Genomic DNA, 15,389 nt, shown 5'->3' on the forward strand with positions numbered 1-15,389 from the left:
GGTATCTCCTGTGTGGAGCCTGTGGCTCTCTAAATCGACATTGCTGATTTGCAGCGAAGGTAACGCCCTGAAAGAGGGGGAGAATTGATAACGATCAAGACGACGAGGGACTTTCAGGCGAGGCATTAAAGCGAATACCACCAAAGCGGTAGCTTTATATTTTTCATATAATGATGATTTATATGAATATTTTTATTTCGCCATACAAAAAGACGGAGACGATTTAACATCCCAGGTATTAAGGGGTAGAACCACCTGCAAAGCGATGGCGATAACAGTGTTACCCGCAGATTTCCTCTGCAAACCCGTCAGTATGTTGTAACTATTCACGAGCCAAAAAAACGCGGCCCGAAGGCCGCGTAAACGGATAATCAAACTTACTTATTTTTCTTAGTATTACGGCCATATACCAGCCACGTGATCACAACGCAGGCGATATAGAAGACGAGAAATACTTTCATTGCCCCCGCCGGAGAACCGGTCAGGTCAAGAGAGATACCGAACGCTTTCGGAATAAAGAAGCCGCCAATTGCGCCGATGGCAGAGATAAAGCCCAGCGCTGCCGCCGTGTCCGTCGCCGCTTCACGCATCGCCTGCTCTTCGGTTCCCCCCTGAGCTTTTACGCGATCCATGGTCAGTTTACGGAAGATCACGGAAATCATCTGGAAAGTAGAAGCGCTGCCCAGCCCGGCAGTCAGGAATAGCACCATAAACACACCGAAGAAGGCGGTGAAGTTACCCCCCTGTCCGTCAGTTGGCAGCGTCAGGAACAGCAGCGCACAGAAGACAGCCATTACCACAAAGTTCACCAGCGTCACACGCGTCCCGCCCAGACGGTCAGACACCATGCCACCCAGCGAACGCGCCAGGGCACCAATAAATGGCCCAAAGAAGGCAAACTGTAGGATCTGAATGTCCGGGAACTGCGTTTTCGACAGCATGGCGAAGCCCGCAGAGAATCCGATAAACGAACCGAACGTTGCCAGATACAGCAGCGCCATTACCCACAGATGCCCGCGCTTCAGCACCGGCAACTGCTCGCTCAGAGACGCTTTTGACGCTGACAGATCGTTCATAAAGAACCAGGCTGCCAGAGTGAAGATCACCAGGAACGGAACCCAGATCCAGGAGGCGTTTTGCAGATACAGGGAAGAGCCATCCACTTGCTCAACGCCACCGCCGCCAAACGCTGCGAAAATGGAGACAGAGATCGCCAGCGGTGCAATCAGCTGCATCACGCTCACGCCCATGTTGCCGAGACCGCCGTTAATACCCAGCGCGCCGCCCTGTTTCGCTTTCGGGAAGAAGAAGCTGATGTTTGCCATACTGGAGGCGAAGTTCGCACCCGCAAAACCACACAGCAGGGAGATAATCACGAACACGCTAAACGGGGTAGACGTATCCTGTACCGCAAAACCGAGCCAGACACATGGCACGATCATGATACCGGTACTGAATGCCGTCCAGCGACGGCCGCCAAACACCGGAACCATGAACGCGTAAGGCACTCGCAGCAATGCGCCGGATAAAGACGGCAGCGCGGTCAACATAAATAGCTGATCGGTTGTAAAGGTAAAACCGACTTTTGGCAGGTTTACCGCCACCGCACTAAACAACATCCAGACGCAAAACGCTAACAACAAACACGGAACGGAAATCCACAGATTCCGGCTTGCTACACGATGGCCGCGCTGTTGCCAGAACGCCGGATCCTCTGGACGCCAGTCTGTAATAACGGCACCATTTTCCCTTTCGGGAGCGGATGAGTGACTCATAGACACCTCTGATTCTCGAATGATGCTGCAAACATTAGGGTTTTAGAGCGGCGGTAAGTTGATATAAATCAAAGGAAAAGAGGGAGGATTTGCGGCGCAAAAAAAGCCCTCATCCTTAATGAGTAGGTTATGACGGTAAAAAAGATGTGGTTTTTCACGGTGCTGACGTTTCCTTGCTACCCCCACCCCCTTCCCGTTACTCCGTTGGCAATTTGGGAGTAATCCTTTATTGGTATGGGTATACTCCAGGGTATGCACCAGAATAGCGCCATTCCTGCAAGCAGGCCACGTCAGGAGCACGGCAACTCTATGTTAAAAAGATGTTTATCTCCACTGACACTCGTGAATCAGGTCGCGCTGATCGTTTTGCTGTCCACCGCCCTCGGTGTGACGGGCATGGCGATCTCCGGCTGGCTGGTACAGGGTGTACAGGGTAACGCGCATGCCATCAATGAGGCGGGCTCGCTACGCATGCAGAGTTACCGCCTTCTGTCATCGGTTCCCCTGACGCAGGTCGATCAGCCACTGCTCGATGAAATGGAACGCACGGCGTTCAGCCCGGAACTGGAAAACGCCGCCATTCGCGCCGGTCAGCAATCTCAGCTTAAAGAACTCCAGGGCTACTGGCACACTCAACTGCAGCCGGGGCTGAAACAGGCGCGCAGTCCAGAAGCGGTTGCGCATGATGTTGCGGGTTTCGTATCACGCATTGATGCCCTGGTCTCCTCTTTTGACCAAACCACCGAATTGCGTATTGACCGGGTAGTGATGATGCACCGTGCAATGGCGCTGTGTATGGGGCTGTTACTCATCTTCACCATTGTCTGGCTGCGTGCACGGCTGCTGAATCCCTGGAAACAGCTGCTGGCGATGGCCCGCGCGGTCACCGCACGGGATTTTACGCAGCGCACCCATATCAGCGGGCGCAACGAGATGGCGATGCTCGGCCAGGCGCTGAATACCATGTCGGCAGAACTCTCCGAAAGCTACGCGGTGCTGGAGCAGCGCGTTCAGGAAAAAACGGCCGGGCTGGAGCAGAAAAACGAGATGCTCTCCTTCCTGTGGCAAGCCAACCGTCGTCTGCATATGCAGGTACCGCTCTGCGAGCGTCTCTCGCCGGTACTGAATGGCCTGCAAAATCTGACCCTGCTTCACGACCTGGAGCTGCGGGTCTACGATGTGGAAGACGAAGAAAACCATCAGGAGTTTACCTGCCAGTCCGATATGTCCTGTGATGACAAAGGTTGCCATCTTTGTCCTCGCGGCTTGCCGCCGTTGACGTCGAGTGGTACCACGCTGAAGTGGCGGTTGACGGACAACCACACCCAGTACGGCATTCTGCTGGCAACCCTGCCGGCCGGTCGTCACCTCAGCCACGACCAGCAACAGCTGGTTGATACGCTGGTTGAACAGTTGACGGCCACGCTGGCACTCGACCGTCATCAGGAAAAACAGCAGCAGCTGATCGTCATGGAAGAGCGTGCAACCATCGCCCGCGAGCTTCACGACTCCATCGCCCAGTCGCTCTCCTGTATGAAAATGCAGGTGAGCTGCCTGCAAATGCAGGATACGGAGATGCCGGAAAGTAATAAACAGCTGCTGAGCCAGATCCGCAACGAACTGAATACCTCCTGGGTGCAACTTCGTGAACTGCTGACCACTTTCCGTCTGCAGCTCACTGAACCTGGCCTGCGCCCCGCCCTGGAATCCAGCTGTCACGAATTTAGCGCCCGGCTGGGGTTCCCGGTGAAGCTGGATTACCAACTGCCGCCGCGGTTTGTTCCGTCGCATCAGGCCATTCATTTACTGCAGATCGCCCGTGAAGCGTTGAGTAACGTGCTCAAACATGCTGGCGCGACGGCGGTAACCGTCACCGTCAGCCAGCACGCTAATCAGGTCAGGCTCACGGTTCATGACAACGGCCGCGGCGTGCCGGAAAATGCCGAACGAACTAACCACTATGGTTTAATCATCATGCGAGACCGCGCCCAAAGCCTGCGCGGTGATTGCCAGGTTCGCCGGAGAGAGACAGGTGGCACGGAAGTTGTTGTCACCTTTATTCCCGAGAAACCGCTCACAACTGCTCAAGGAGAAACCCATGACTAATCAGGAACCGGCATCAATTCTGTTGATCGACGACCATCCGATGCTGCGTACTGGCGTGAAACAGCTGGTCAGCATGGCACCCGATATCACCGTCGTAGGCGAAGCCAGCAACGGTGAACAAGGCATTGAGCTTGCCGAAGCGCTTGATCCCGATCTGATCCTGCTTGATCTCAATATGCCCGGAATGAACGGTCTGGAAACCCTCGACAAGCTGCGGGAAAAATCCCTTTCCGGTCGCGTGGTGGTTTTTAGCGTGTCGAACCATGAAGAAGATGTGGTCACAGCGCTGAAGCGCGGTGCGGACGGCTATCTGCTGAAAGATATGGAGCCGGAAGATCTGCTTAAAGCGCTGCAACAGGCTGCCGCAGGTGAGATGGTGCTGAGCGAAGCATTAACGCCGGTACTGGCCGCCAGCCTGCGCGCCAACCGCGCCACCTCCGATCGCGACGTCAGTCAGTTAACGCCACGCGAGCGCGACATTCTCAAGCTGATTGCTCAGGGTCTGCCAAACAAGATGATTGCCCGCCGCCTGGATATCACCGAAAGCACGGTCAAAGTACATGTGAAGCACATGCTGAAGAAAATGAAGTTAAAATCCCGCGTTGAAGCCGCTGTGTGGGTACATCAGGAACGAATTTTTTAAGCATTACTCATCCGGCAGCAGCCTCCAGCGCGGGTCGTCGTTGGGTAATGCGACCAGCGGTTGCACCACAATAAGCGTGATCTCATTGGAAGAGACGCGCTGGCCTTTCTCATCTTCTACCACTGCCGACAAGTGCCAGCGGTTAGTTGCCCCTTCCCGGCTATCCCAGGCAGGCATAATCACACTCCAGCCATCGCCGCTGTTACTTTTCGCCGGTGATGTCAGGCTCAATGCCTGGGTATCACCCTGCCAGTGGATCTGACGAATACCATGCGTGCTGCGAATTTGTAGCTTCAGCATCACGGTCTCGCCCCCTTTCAGATCCCACGGTGGCGTCGCCAGATACACTGATAACGTTTTGCGTTGGCGGAACTCCATAACCGGCAGGTTGTCCCGCTCAGGCGAGTCGTAGCGGCTCCCGCGCAGGGAGCGCGTGGCGGCGACTTCTCCGGCAGAGATCTGCTTTATAAGCGGTACGCCGAAGCGATAGTTAAGCTTCAGTCCGAGATTATTTTGACTGACGCCACTCTCTCCCTGCTTATGGGCGGCCGTCAATGTGACCAGCGGAACAGGGGTATAGTTGAGCCCCAGATTTACCGCGACAGGGTTGTGATAGCCGGTTCCGGTGTTGAACAGGTCGACGTTATCGCCAAAGTATTGCTCGAAGCTAACGCTGGTGTTCAGATGATGGAACCACGGCAACCAGGCTTTGGCGGTGACATCATACCCGCGCGCCATGCGCTGCTCCTGAACGTCCGAGCTGTCACGCCAGCTGGCAAACGGCTGATAGTAGTTAGCAGACAGACGCAGATTTTCACCCCACGCTTCCGCGCCCAGCCCGGCACGCTGCAGGCCTTCATCCAGCAGGTTATCGTAAAACGTGTTGTAGCCCAGTAACCACTTGCCGGCGATCCAGCGCTGACCTACCCCGGCGTTACTGACCAGGCCATCCGTCTGCTGCGTCACGCCAAACTGGCTCCAGCTCAGGTAACGGTTGTTATCATTCCAGGGGATAAACCAGCTCCCGCTACTGCCGTTAAATTTACCTTCGTCATTCACCAGCAAGTTTACGCTGGCGTTACCCCACGGGGAGAGCCAGGATTCAATCTGCTGGTTCACTTCCCCACTCACCGCATCACGTACCTGACCAAACGCAAACTGGCGCGCCTGCTCGCCCGTGGTCAGACCGTTATCGGTCATACTGGCTTCACCAAACGCTTTTGCCATTTCGGCCAGGTGTTTTTCTCCCTCGCCAGTTGGGGAGGCCATACCGAGATCGGGCAAACTATCCCCGTTGTTATCAAAGGGATTTTCTGCCTGTTGCATAAAGGAATTCGGGGCACCGTGAACGGCTCCCGCCGTAAGAAGGGGGAGTAATAACAGAAAGCGAATGCAGGACGATACAGCCATCAACGTCGGGTTTAGCGCCTGGGTTTTGTTAAAGACGCTCTTACCTTAACGCTATTAAGAAAGAATTGCAGCCTTACGGGAAATTTCAGGAATATCCTGAAGTTTATTGTCGGCTGTAGACGGCGTAAACTCGGTAAACCCTATATTATTCGTGCCTTTTTAAGAACAGGAGTCAACATGCAGAAGATAGTGATCATCGCCAACGGTGCGGCTTACGGCAGCGAATCCCTTTTTAACAGCCTGCGTCTGGCTATCGCACTCCGCGATAAAGAGAGCGAACTGGAGTTACGGCTCTTTTTAATGTCGGACGCGGTCACTGCCGGGCTGAAGGGACAGAAACCTGCAGAAGGCTACAACATTCAGCAAATGCTGGAGATCCTCACCGCGCAAAATGTGCCGGTGAAGCTGTGCAAGACCTGCACCGACGGCCGCGGCATTACCGGGCTGCCGCTGATTGATGGTGTAGAGATTGGTACGCTGGTTGAGCTGGCCGAGTGGACGCTGTCCGCCGATAAAGTATTAACTTTTTAATAATAAACCCGTAAAAATATTATTTTCTTATGGACGCGGTTTCAGCATCAAGTTTACCTGCAAGGTTGCCGATAGGCATGGAAACAACACAGCAGGTATTTCACTTATGTTCAGATCGATTCGTGCACGCATCATCGCCGCGACGGCAGGCTGTCTGGTCGTCGCCCTTCTCCTTAATACCGTTATCAACTTCCAGGTCACGCGTCAGGATAACCAGCAGTCACAGCGCGATATCCTGACCAGCACCAGCGCCAGCCATAACATGGCGATTGCCGACTGGGTAAAAAGCAAAATGACGGTGATCGCCTCCGCTCAGACCGTGGCGCTGAGTGACGATCCGGTTCCGGTATTCAAACAGCTTGCGCAGGCGGGGGGATTCACCAACGTCTATGTTGGTTATGCCAGCAAGACAGCCAAATTCTCTGACCCAGCGGGCGTCCCCGCGGATTATGACCCGACCATTCGCCCCTGGTATCAGCAGGTGGTAAGCCAGGACGCCCCTGTCGTCACCGCACCTTACGTAGATGCCGGTACCGGGAAGCTGGTGGTGACGTTCGCCGTGCCGGTGAAAGAAAATGGCACCCTGAAAGCCGTGGTAGCAGGCGATGTGGCCATGGATAGCGTGGTCGCTAACGTGCGCGGGATCCATCCGACCCCGGCAAGTAGTGGATTACTTCTGACCAGCGATGGCACCGTGATTGCCGCCAATGATCCGGCGCTGACGCTTAAACCGTTTGCCGAGACGATCAAAGGTATCGATTTTGCGGCGCTGAAAAGCGGTAATCCGGTTGTCGGCACATTCGATGACAAAGAAAAAACCTTTGTTGCGACGGCCGTGTCAGGCACTAACTGGATGTTAGTTGTCGCCCTCGACAATGGCGATGCGACATCCGGCATGCGTTCCCTGCTTAAAGCGTCGGCTATCTCGCTGGTGATCCTGGCTCTGCTGAGCGCCGCTATTGTTCACTTCCTGATTGCCCGTCTGCTGAAGCGACTGTCTGACATCCGCGACGCGATGCACAACATTGCTAACGGGACTAACGACCTGTCGCAGCGCCTGCCGGATGATGGTGAAGACGAAGTCGCGCAGATTGCACAAGCGTTTAACGCCTTCAGCGATAAACTCTCCGTCGTCATGGTACAGCTCCGTGATGCCAGCGCATCGGTGAAAAATGCCGCGCAGGAAATTGCGGCTGGTAACCAGGATCTTTCCGGACGCACCGAGCAGGCGGCATCCAGCCTGCGAGAGACCGCCAGTGCCGTGGAGCAGATCACCGCCTCCGTGACGCAGTCGAATGAGTCTGCAGCAGAAGCCAACGACCAGGCGAGCAAAGCCTCAGCGGCCGCGGCGCGCGGTGGTGAGGTGGTGTCGCAGGCAATCAGTACCATGCAGTCCATCGAAGTGGCATCCGCAAAAATTGGCGATATCACCAGCGTAATTGACGGCATTGCCTTCCAGACCAATATTCTGGCGTTGAACGCCTCGGTGGAAGCAGCACGAGCCGGGGAACAAGGGCGTGGGTTTGCCGTGGTGGCAGGAGAGGTGCGTAACCTGGCAAGCCGTAGCGCTCAGGCGGCGAAAGAGATCAAATCGCTTATCGATTCCACCACTGACAGCGTGGCAACGGGCTCCCGTTACGTGCATCTGGCAGGGGAAAGCATGAATGAAATCCGCGCCAGCATCGGCAGCGTCTCGGGCATCATGCGTGAAATCTCCATCGCCACCAGCGAGCAGATGAAGGGTATCCATGAGATCAACCATGCGGTAACCCATCTCGACAGAATGGTACAGCAGAACGCCGAGCTGGTTGTGCAATCCGCCGCCGCCGCGGGCGCCCTGCAGAGCCAGGCGGGTGACCTTGCTGAAACCGCCGGACATTTCCGCATTTAATTTTATCCCGGCGCGCGTTTAGCGGGTAAAACGCGCGCCAGCTGAAATTTTTAGGGATTTTGTCATTTTTGTTTAATCGTTATGCCATTTTTTGATCAAAATCAGCATCCCGGCCCCTCCCCTTTGGTGTTATGCCATGAGTGAATTGTGAACAATATCACGCTCGGATATGGCAGCAGGGAGAGCGTTGTTTAAGACTACGGGGTAAAAAATGGCACTGGTAAAAACAAGTTTGAAACTGTTTGGCGGGGATACGGTAGTGGTTCGTTGTTCAGAGCGCTGCCGTATTCATCTGATGAGTTCAAAAGCACAAAAACAATCGCAGGCAGATATTCTGACCGTGCAGGATGATAAAGCCTGGCTTACGGTGCCCTATACCGGCACGTGGGATGTGTTGATCGACAGCCACAGTCAGTCACTGGAGCATTCTGTCAGCTACGTAGCAGCATAACATTAAACGCCCGGCGAGCCGGGCGTATTCTCAGGCAAAACCCGGTCGCAGCGAGCTGTTGAGCAGGTTCCCTTCCAGAAGTGCCTTCACCTTCACCACCAGTTCGTTCAGACAGTCGTCCTTCATACCGAGGCGGGTCAGCTCGTCATCAAGAGAGAAGAGATACTGCGCGTTAGTACCCAGCGGGCCACTGGCGGCAGCAATCAGCGGGGCAATTACCTGCGTACGGGTATCCGCTTCATACAGCGGATGGCGAGGATCCATAATAAAGACCAGCGCATTAACGGTACGTCCGTCGTCCAGTTCCAGCTTGCACCAGCTCGGCATATAGCAGCCGGTAATCATCTCGCGCTTCCAGAGCAGCGTGAGCTCCTCTTCCAGCGTGGCGTCCGGGAGGCGATATGCCACGCCCGTGGTGCGTCCGCCCTCTTTCAGTGCAAGCATGCGCCCAGGTTGACACGCACTGCCACGCCCGGCCGTCAGACGCAGGCAAAATGCGCGGTGCCAGCCCGGCAGCGTTCCCGTTGCCGATTCGACAAATTCCAGAGCCGGGTTCCACATCAGAGAGCCGTAGCCAAAAATCCATACCGGGCCATCATCCGGACGGCAGGCAAGCGTGGCAGCGAGTGACGCCGCACGTTGTTCAGCCGACCAGAGAAGCGATTCCTCAATAGCACCAAATGCCGTCTTACAATCTGCCTTCATTAAGAAATCACGCGTTAACACTTTACACCTCCGCCACTGCATGCTTCCTTGCGACATCTGTAATTCGCCTTCCCGGCCTTAGGTGCTGGTCATTTTGCCAGCAGTTAAATAACGATAAGCAATTAGCGGACCAGTTGCAATACAACGGAAGTTCAACCGCCTGAAAAGTCAAAATGAAGGCAGCGAATTATTTCACGGCTATTTCTTTTTATGCCATTTATCGTCGTCTCCTTTCTCATATTCATGTTTTACGGCGGCCCAGGCGACTTTGTGCGCCGTCTCTTCACGGCTGGCATCATCCCGGCGATCGTCCTTATCTTTGTATTGTTCCCAGGCGCTATTAAACGCTTCTTTGTAGATATCCTGCGCGTGGGCGGGCAGCACGTTTTGCACGTTATCGGGTAATTCGCGTTTCGTTTTATAGGGCATCACTGACCTCTCTTTTGGCTAAAGAGATAAGTGTGGACGACGATATGGCATGGTGCCACCCGGCAATAATTTATGAGGACATTATATTTTTAATACATTGTTATTTAATGACTAATAAACAAAGACTCTGCATTTTACCCATCAAGAAACAAAATTATGACAAAGGGTAAAATTAAGTAAAAAATAAAGGGTATTTAACAGAGATCTGTTAGTTTAATGACCTCAAAAATCTATCTATAATTACAAGCACCTGCATTGATGGAGAAGCACATGACAGCAACACACGAGGCGGTAAAGACCCGCCACAAGGAGACGTCACTCATTTTCCCGGTTCTGGCACTGGCTGTGCTGCTCTTCTGGGGAAGCAGTCAGTCACTGCCAGTGGTGGTTGGTATCAATATTCTTGCTCTGGTTGGTATTTTAACCAGCGCTTTTAGCGTCGTTCGCCATGCCGACGTATTAGCCCACCGTCTGGGCGAGCCGTACGGTTCGTTAATTCTTAGTCTTTCCGTTGTTATCCTCGAAGTTAGCCTGATCTCTGCGCTGATGGCGACCGGTGATGCCGCCCCGACGCTGATGCGCGATACGCTCTACTCAATCATTATGATTGTGACGGGCGGTCTGGTGGGCTTCTCACTGTTATTGGGTGGTCGTAAATTCGCGACCCAGTATATGAACCTGTTCGGCATTAAACAGTATCTGATTGCCCTCTTCCCGCTGGCAATTATCGTGCTGGTGTTCCCGATGGCGCTGCCGGGTGCAAACTTTTCCACCGGTCAGGCATTGTTGGTTGCGCTGATTTCCGCGGCCATGTACGGCGTATTCCTGCTGATTCAGACCAAAACGCACCAGAGTCTGTTTGTGTATGAGCATGAAGACGACAGCGACGATGACGACCCGCATCACGGTAAACCGTCGGCCCACAGCAGCGCGTGGCACACGGTTTGGCTGATCGTGCATCTGATTGCGGTTATCGCGGTTACCAAGATGAACGCCAATCCGCTGGAGACGCTGTTAACCGAGTTGAACGCGCCGGTGGCCTTTACCGGCTTCCTGGTAGCGCTGTTGATTCTGTCCCCTGAAGGACTGGGCGCGCTGAAAGCGGTACTGAATAATCAGGTGCAACGCGCAATGAACCTGTTCTTCGGCTCCGTGCTGGCGACGATTTCGCTTACCGTTCCGGTGGTGACGTTGATTGCGTTTATGACGGGTAACGAGCTGCAGTTTGCGCTGGGTGCGCCAGAGATGATCGTGATGGTGGCATCACTGTTGTTGTGTCAGATTTCGTTCTCGACCGGACGTACCAATGTGCTGAACGGCGCGGCGCATATGGCGTTGTTTATTGCGTATCTGATGACGATATTTGCGTAGTCTTTTTACCATGCCCCATAAAAAAACCCGCCGAAGCGGGTTTTTTTATTAGTTGCTGGTATCCAGCTCGTCGAAGCTCTTCACCAGATCGTCAATCGCTTTGATCTGTTTCAGGAACGGCTCCAGTTTATCCAGCGGCAGCGCGGATGGACCGTCACATTTCGCGTTAGCCGGATCCGGGTGCGCTTCGATAAACAGACCCGCCAGGCCGGTTGCCATACCGGCGCGCGCCAGCTCGGTAACCTGGGCACGGCGGCCGCCGGAGGCTGCACCAAACGGATCGCGGCACTGCAGTGCGTGCGTCACGTCGAAGATCACCGGAGACTGATTAGAGACGTTCTTCATCACGCTGAAGCCCAGCATATCCACAACCAGGTTGTCGTAACCGAAGTTTGAACCACGATCGCACAGAATAACTTTGTCGTTGCCACCTTCGATAAACTTATCGACGATGTTGCCCATCTGACCCGGGCTCACGAATTGTGGTTTCTTCACGTTGATCACCGCACCGGTTTTCGCCATCGCGGCAACCAGGTCAGTCTGGCGAGCCAGGAACGCCGGCAGTTGGATAACATCTACCACATCGGCCACAGGCTGCGCCTGAGCGGCTTCATGCACGTCGGTGATCACTTTCACGCCAAAGGTCTGTTTCAGCTCCTGGAAAATTTTCATTCCCTCTTCCAGGCCCGGGCCACGGTAAGAGTTGATGGAGGAGCGGTTGGCTTTGTCAAAAGAGGCTTTAAACACGTACGGGATACCCAGTTTCTGGGTCACAGTCACGTAGTGTTCGCAGATACGCATAGCGAGATCGCGGGATTCCAGCACGTTCATACCGCCAAACAGCACGAACGGCAGGTCGTTTGCCACGTTGATATCACCAATGCTAACCACTTTTTGTTTCATAGGATCGCCTTATTCAGGTGTGAATCGGAATTAAGATTAATGCAGTGTAATTTGTTTGTGCGAGATCGCGTTGATCTGCGCGCGAATCATTTCGCTAATCGGATCTTCCGGACATTGTTCCACGAAATAACTCAAATCATTCAGCGCGACGTGTTCACAATCGAGCTGAGCATAAATAAGCCCACGGTCGCGAATTTCATACGGATCTTCCGGATTAAACTGCAGCAGCACTTCACTGGCACGCAAAGCCAGTTCCATCTGACGCTCTTCCATCAGCGCTGATTTCAGCGTATCCAGCAGCTTGCGGATCACTTCTGAGTTATCCGCCTCGTCGAGATCTTCGTTAAAAAGCTCGGCCACCGGGCTGATATTGCCTTTCAGCCAGACGTCCAGCGTATGCTCATCCAGCGTGTCGCCGTTAAACGGATTAATGAGCCACATCTCACCATCCAGCCACTCGGCACGCAGTATCATCTGCGTCGGGAAAATGACCGGCACCAGTGGAATATCCAGACGGTGTGCGACCCACAGCAAAATAGAGCCCAGCGCAACGGCGCTGCCCTGACGATTCTTTAAGACCTGGTCCAGCCATAATGCGTCAGACAGGCGATACACGCCACGCGTATCGCAGAAACCCCATTCGCCGTAGAAAAGTTCCAGAAGCTTCTCTAATTGCCAGTCCTGCGGACGCGCCTGATTGATCTCTTCACGCGCCAGGCTGACCAGATTTTCCAGCTCATCGTAGACATACTGCGACGTAAAATCGTCACGGATCATCTCCGAAATCAGGATCATGCCATCGCAAAGCGGCACTTTATTAAATTCGAAATCGGCTAAGGACTTCATGACTTACCCCAGTAACGGTATTCTTGTGGTGGCGAGTTTAATGATGATGTACAGCACCACCAGACCCAGCAGAAAGGCAATAAATCCCACCTGCTGGCTGCGCGGACGACGACGCCCAAGCGCGATAAAACCCAAAACGATATAGATGATAACGCCAAACAGCTTTTCAGTCAGCCATGCGCCTTTATCAGTAAATGGCAGATAGCCGGTCTTCCACATGAGTCCGGCGCCAGTCAGGAACAGAACCGTATCGATACAGTGCGGTGCGACACGCACCCAGCGGGCATCCATCAGCGGATTGTTGCTGTAACGCCACCAGTAGCGCACGATGAAAAAACCGATGGTCAGCGCAACGGAAATCAGGTGAGCGGAAATAAGCACAGTAAACAGGCTCATCACCACTGCCCCAGCGTCAGACGTTCGTTGCCGCCGTAGTCGCGGCAGGTTTCCACTGCGGTGTAGCCTGCTTGCGTAAACAGCGCCCGCACGGCTTCTCCCTGCGTCCAGCCGTGCTCCACCAGCAGCCAGCCGCCGCGAACTAAATGCTTCCGTGACGTTGTCACAATGTGATCAAGATCGGCCAGTCCCTCGTTAGCGGCGACCAGGGCCGTCAGCGGTTCGAAACGGACATCTCCCTGCGCAAGATGCGGATCATGTTCGTCAATGTAAGGAGGGTTGCTGACAATCATCCCAAACGTGTGATTTTCTAGCGCGCTAAACCAGCTGCTGTGCAGTACGGTGACATTAGTCAGGCCGAGCCTGTCCACGTTACGCTTTGCCAGCGCTACCGCGTCTGGCATCACATCCACTGCCGTCACATCACAGTCCGGGCGTTCACTGGCGAGCGCCAGCGCAATGGCGCCCGTCCCAGTACCTAGATCGAGGATTCGAGTGGCGCTAGCCGGTAAACGCGCCAGCGCCTGCTCGACCAGACACTCGGTGTCCGGACGTGGGATCAGGGTCGCTGCCGAAACGTACAAAGGTAACGACCAGAATTCACGCTCTCCAACCAGATGCGCCACCGGCTCACCGGCCTTACGACGGGCAAGCAGTATGGCGAGTTGCGCCTCCTGCTCAGAAGCCAGCTGTGTTTCCCCGAAAGCCAGCAGATACGTGCGCGGTTTCCCCGTCACATGCTCAAGCAAGATTTCGGCATCGCGTTTAGGACTCTCACTTTCTGAAAGCTCACCGACGGCCTGGCGTAACCAGCGCTGGAAATCCATTATTCCTGCTCGGACAGCGCCGCCAGCTGATCGGCCTGGTATTCCTGCACAATAGGCTCAATCAGCATATCCAGCTTGCCTTCCATCACTTCGTCCAGACGGTAAAGCGTCAGGTTGATGCGGTGGTCGGTCACGCGCCCCTGCGGGAAGTTGTAGGTGCGGTTACGGTCGCTGCGGTCGCCGCTGCCCAGCAGGTTACGGCGGGTCGACGCTTCTGCCTGCTGGCGTTTTGCCATTTCTGCCGCGTGGATACGCGCACCGAGCACGGAAAGCGCTTTGGCTTTGTTTTTATGCTGCGAACGTTCGTCCTGACATTCAACGACAATACCGGTCGGCAGGTGGGTAATACGGATGGCGGAGTCGGTGGTGTTAACGTGCTGACCACCCGCTCCGGAGGAACGGAAGGTATCAATACGCAGGTCCGCCGGGTTGATGTCCGGCAGTTCCGCTTCCGGCAGCTCCGGCATGACCGCAACGGTACAGGCTGACGTATGAATACGCCCCTGCGATTCGGTGGCAGGTACGCGCTGCACACGATGACCGCCAGATTCAAACTTGAGACAACCGTATACGCCGTCGCCGCTGATCTTCGCGATCACTTCTTTAAAACCACCATGCTCGCCTTCGTTGGCGCTCATGATCTCCACACGCCAGCGGCGCGATTCAGCGTAGCGGCTGTACATGCGGAACAGATCCCCGGCAAACAGGGCCGCTTCATCACCGCCGGTACCGGCGCGGACTTCCACAAATGCGTTACGTTCATCGTCCGGATCTTTCGGCAGCAACAGCACCTGAAGCTGCTGTTCCATCTCTTCCGAACGCGCTTTCGCATCCTGCAACTCTTCCTGCGCCATTTCGCGCATTTCAGGGTCATCAAGCATCATCTGCGCAGTTTCAATATCTTCCTGAACCTGTCGCCAGTCAGTAAAGCATTTAGAAACATCACTTAACTGCGCGTATTCGCGAGAGAGCGCGCGAAAACGTTCCTGGTCCGCAATGGTCCCGGCATCACCGAGCAGCGCCTGTACTTCCTCATGGCGCTCGTGCAGAGCTTCCAGTTTAGCGACGATAGAAGGCTTCATAGGCGTAAGTGCACCTTTTCTTA

General features: G+C 54.6%; 15 protein-coding genes. 6 read left to right on the plus strand and 9 right to left on the minus strand.

Annotated elements, in window-relative coordinates; translation table 11 throughout:
* Window positions 1–377: 377 nt before the first annotated feature.
* Entirely contained in the window at window positions 378–1,775 is a 1,398-nt protein-coding gene (locus LCD46_12550; protein UOY68936.1) for a NarK family nitrate/nitrite MFS transporter, read from the minus strand.
* 309 nt (window positions 1,776–2,084) lie between these two features.
* Between LCD46_12550 and narX the strand changes: the two genes are divergently transcribed.
* Together narX and narL are read left to right on the plus strand one after the other, a co-directional pair.
* Window positions 2,085–3,881 carry a nitrate/nitrite two-component system sensor histidine kinase NarX gene (gene narX, locus LCD46_12555; protein ID UOY68937.1) on the plus strand — a complete coding sequence of 599 codons (1,797 nt, stop codon included), beginning with the start codon at window positions 2,085–2,087 and terminating at the stop codon, window positions 3,879–3,881.
* Complete coding sequence (gene narL, locus LCD46_12560; protein UOY68938.1) at window positions 3,874–4,524, plus strand: two-component system response regulator NarL; 651 nt, start codon at window positions 3,874–3,876, stop codon at window positions 4,522–4,524. The genes narX and narL overlap by 8 nt, the downstream gene beginning before the upstream one ends.
* Window positions 4,525–4,527: 3 nt before the next feature.
* Here the strand turns inward: narL and LCD46_12565 are convergent, their stop codons facing one another.
* Window positions 4,528–5,934, minus strand: coding sequence for a YchO/YchP family invasin (locus tag LCD46_12565; protein UOY68939.1), 1,407 nt, complete (start codon window positions 5,932–5,934; stop codon window positions 4,528–4,530).
* A 177-nt stretch (window positions 5,935–6,111) separates the two neighbouring features.
* On the opposite strand from LCD46_12565, the gene LCD46_12570 reads away from it, so the two are divergent.
* The 3 genes from LCD46_12570 (at window position 6,112) to LCD46_12580 (ending at window position 8,807) form a co-directional block, all read left to right on the plus strand.
* Window positions 6,112–6,465: a DsrE/DsrF/TusD sulfur relay family protein gene (locus tag LCD46_12570; GenBank protein ID UOY68940.1), complete on the plus strand. Its 354-nt coding sequence runs from the start codon at window positions 6,112–6,114 to the stop codon at window positions 6,463–6,465.
* Window positions 6,466–6,571: 106 nt separating this feature from the next.
* The gene (locus LCD46_12575) at window positions 6,572–8,356 is read left to right on the plus strand and encodes a methyl-accepting chemotaxis protein (protein ID UOY68941.1); all 1,785 of its coding nucleotides are present in this window, start codon (window positions 6,572–6,574) and stop codon (window positions 8,354–8,356) included.
* 211 nt (window positions 8,357–8,567) lie between these two features.
* A complete protein-coding gene (locus LCD46_12580; GenBank protein ID UOY68942.1) occupies window positions 8,568–8,807 on the plus strand; it encodes a DUF1883 domain-containing protein in 240 nt (79 codons plus the stop codon).
* Between the two features lie 30 nt (window positions 8,808–8,837).
* Here LCD46_12580 and LCD46_12585 read toward each other — a convergent pair whose 3' ends face one another.
* Together LCD46_12585 and chaB are read right to left on the minus strand one after the other, a co-directional pair.
* Window positions 8,838–9,533 (minus strand): gamma-glutamylcyclotransferase, encoded by a 696-nt coding sequence (locus LCD46_12585; GenBank protein UOY68943.1) that lies wholly within the window; start codon window positions 9,531–9,533, stop codon window positions 8,838–8,840.
* Between the two features lie 177 nt (window positions 9,534–9,710).
* On the minus strand, window positions 9,711–9,941 hold the full coding sequence (gene chaB, locus LCD46_12590) for a putative cation transport regulator ChaB (protein ID UOY68944.1): 231 nt from the start codon (window positions 9,939–9,941) through the stop codon (window positions 9,711–9,713).
* A 270-nt stretch (window positions 9,942–10,211) separates the two neighbouring features.
* Here chaB and chaA point away from each other — a divergent pair, with 270 nt between their 5' ends.
* Window positions 10,212–11,312 carry a sodium-potassium/proton antiporter ChaA gene (gene chaA / locus LCD46_12595; protein ID UOY68945.1) on the plus strand — a complete coding sequence of 367 codons (1,101 nt, stop codon included), beginning with the start codon at window positions 10,212–10,214 and terminating at the stop codon, window positions 11,310–11,312.
* A gap of 48 nt (window positions 11,313–11,360) precedes the next feature.
* Here the strand turns inward: chaA and kdsA are convergent, their stop codons facing one another.
* From kdsA to prfA, 5 genes are read right to left on the minus strand one after another with little or no spacing between them, the layout of a single operon-like run.
* On the minus strand, window positions 11,361–12,215 hold the full coding sequence (gene kdsA / locus LCD46_12600; protein ID UOY68946.1) for a 3-deoxy-8-phosphooctulonate synthase: 855 nt from the start codon (window positions 12,213–12,215) through the stop codon (window positions 11,361–11,363).
* Between the two features lie 36 nt (window positions 12,216–12,251).
* Complete coding sequence (sirB1, locus tag LCD46_12605) at window positions 12,252–13,061, minus strand: invasion regulator SirB1 (GenBank protein UOY68947.1); 810 nt, start codon at window positions 13,059–13,061, stop codon at window positions 12,252–12,254.
* Between the two features lie 3 nt (window positions 13,062–13,064).
* The gene (gene sirB2, locus LCD46_12610) at window positions 13,065–13,457 is read right to left on the minus strand and encodes an invasion regulator SirB2 (protein ID UOY68948.1); all 393 of its coding nucleotides are present in this window, start codon (window positions 13,455–13,457) and stop codon (window positions 13,065–13,067) included.
* On the minus strand, window positions 13,457–14,284 hold the full coding sequence (gene prmC / locus LCD46_12615) for a peptide chain release factor N(5)-glutamine methyltransferase (GenBank protein ID UOY68949.1): 828 nt from the start codon (window positions 14,282–14,284) through the stop codon (window positions 13,457–13,459). The genes sirB2 and prmC overlap by 1 nt, the downstream gene beginning before the upstream one ends.
* Window positions 14,284–15,366 (minus strand): peptide chain release factor 1, encoded by a 1,083-nt coding sequence (gene prfA / locus LCD46_12620; GenBank protein ID UOY68950.1) that lies wholly within the window; start codon window positions 15,364–15,366, stop codon window positions 14,284–14,286. Before prfA ends, prmC begins: the two co-directional genes overlap by 1 nt.
* Window positions 15,367–15,389 lie beyond the last annotated feature (23 nt).

The sequence above is a fragment of the Enterobacter ludwigii genome, from assembly GCA_023023105.1.
In the GTDB taxonomy this organism is placed as follows: Bacteria; Pseudomonadota; Gammaproteobacteria; order Enterobacterales; family Enterobacteriaceae; genus Enterobacter; species Enterobacter adelaidei.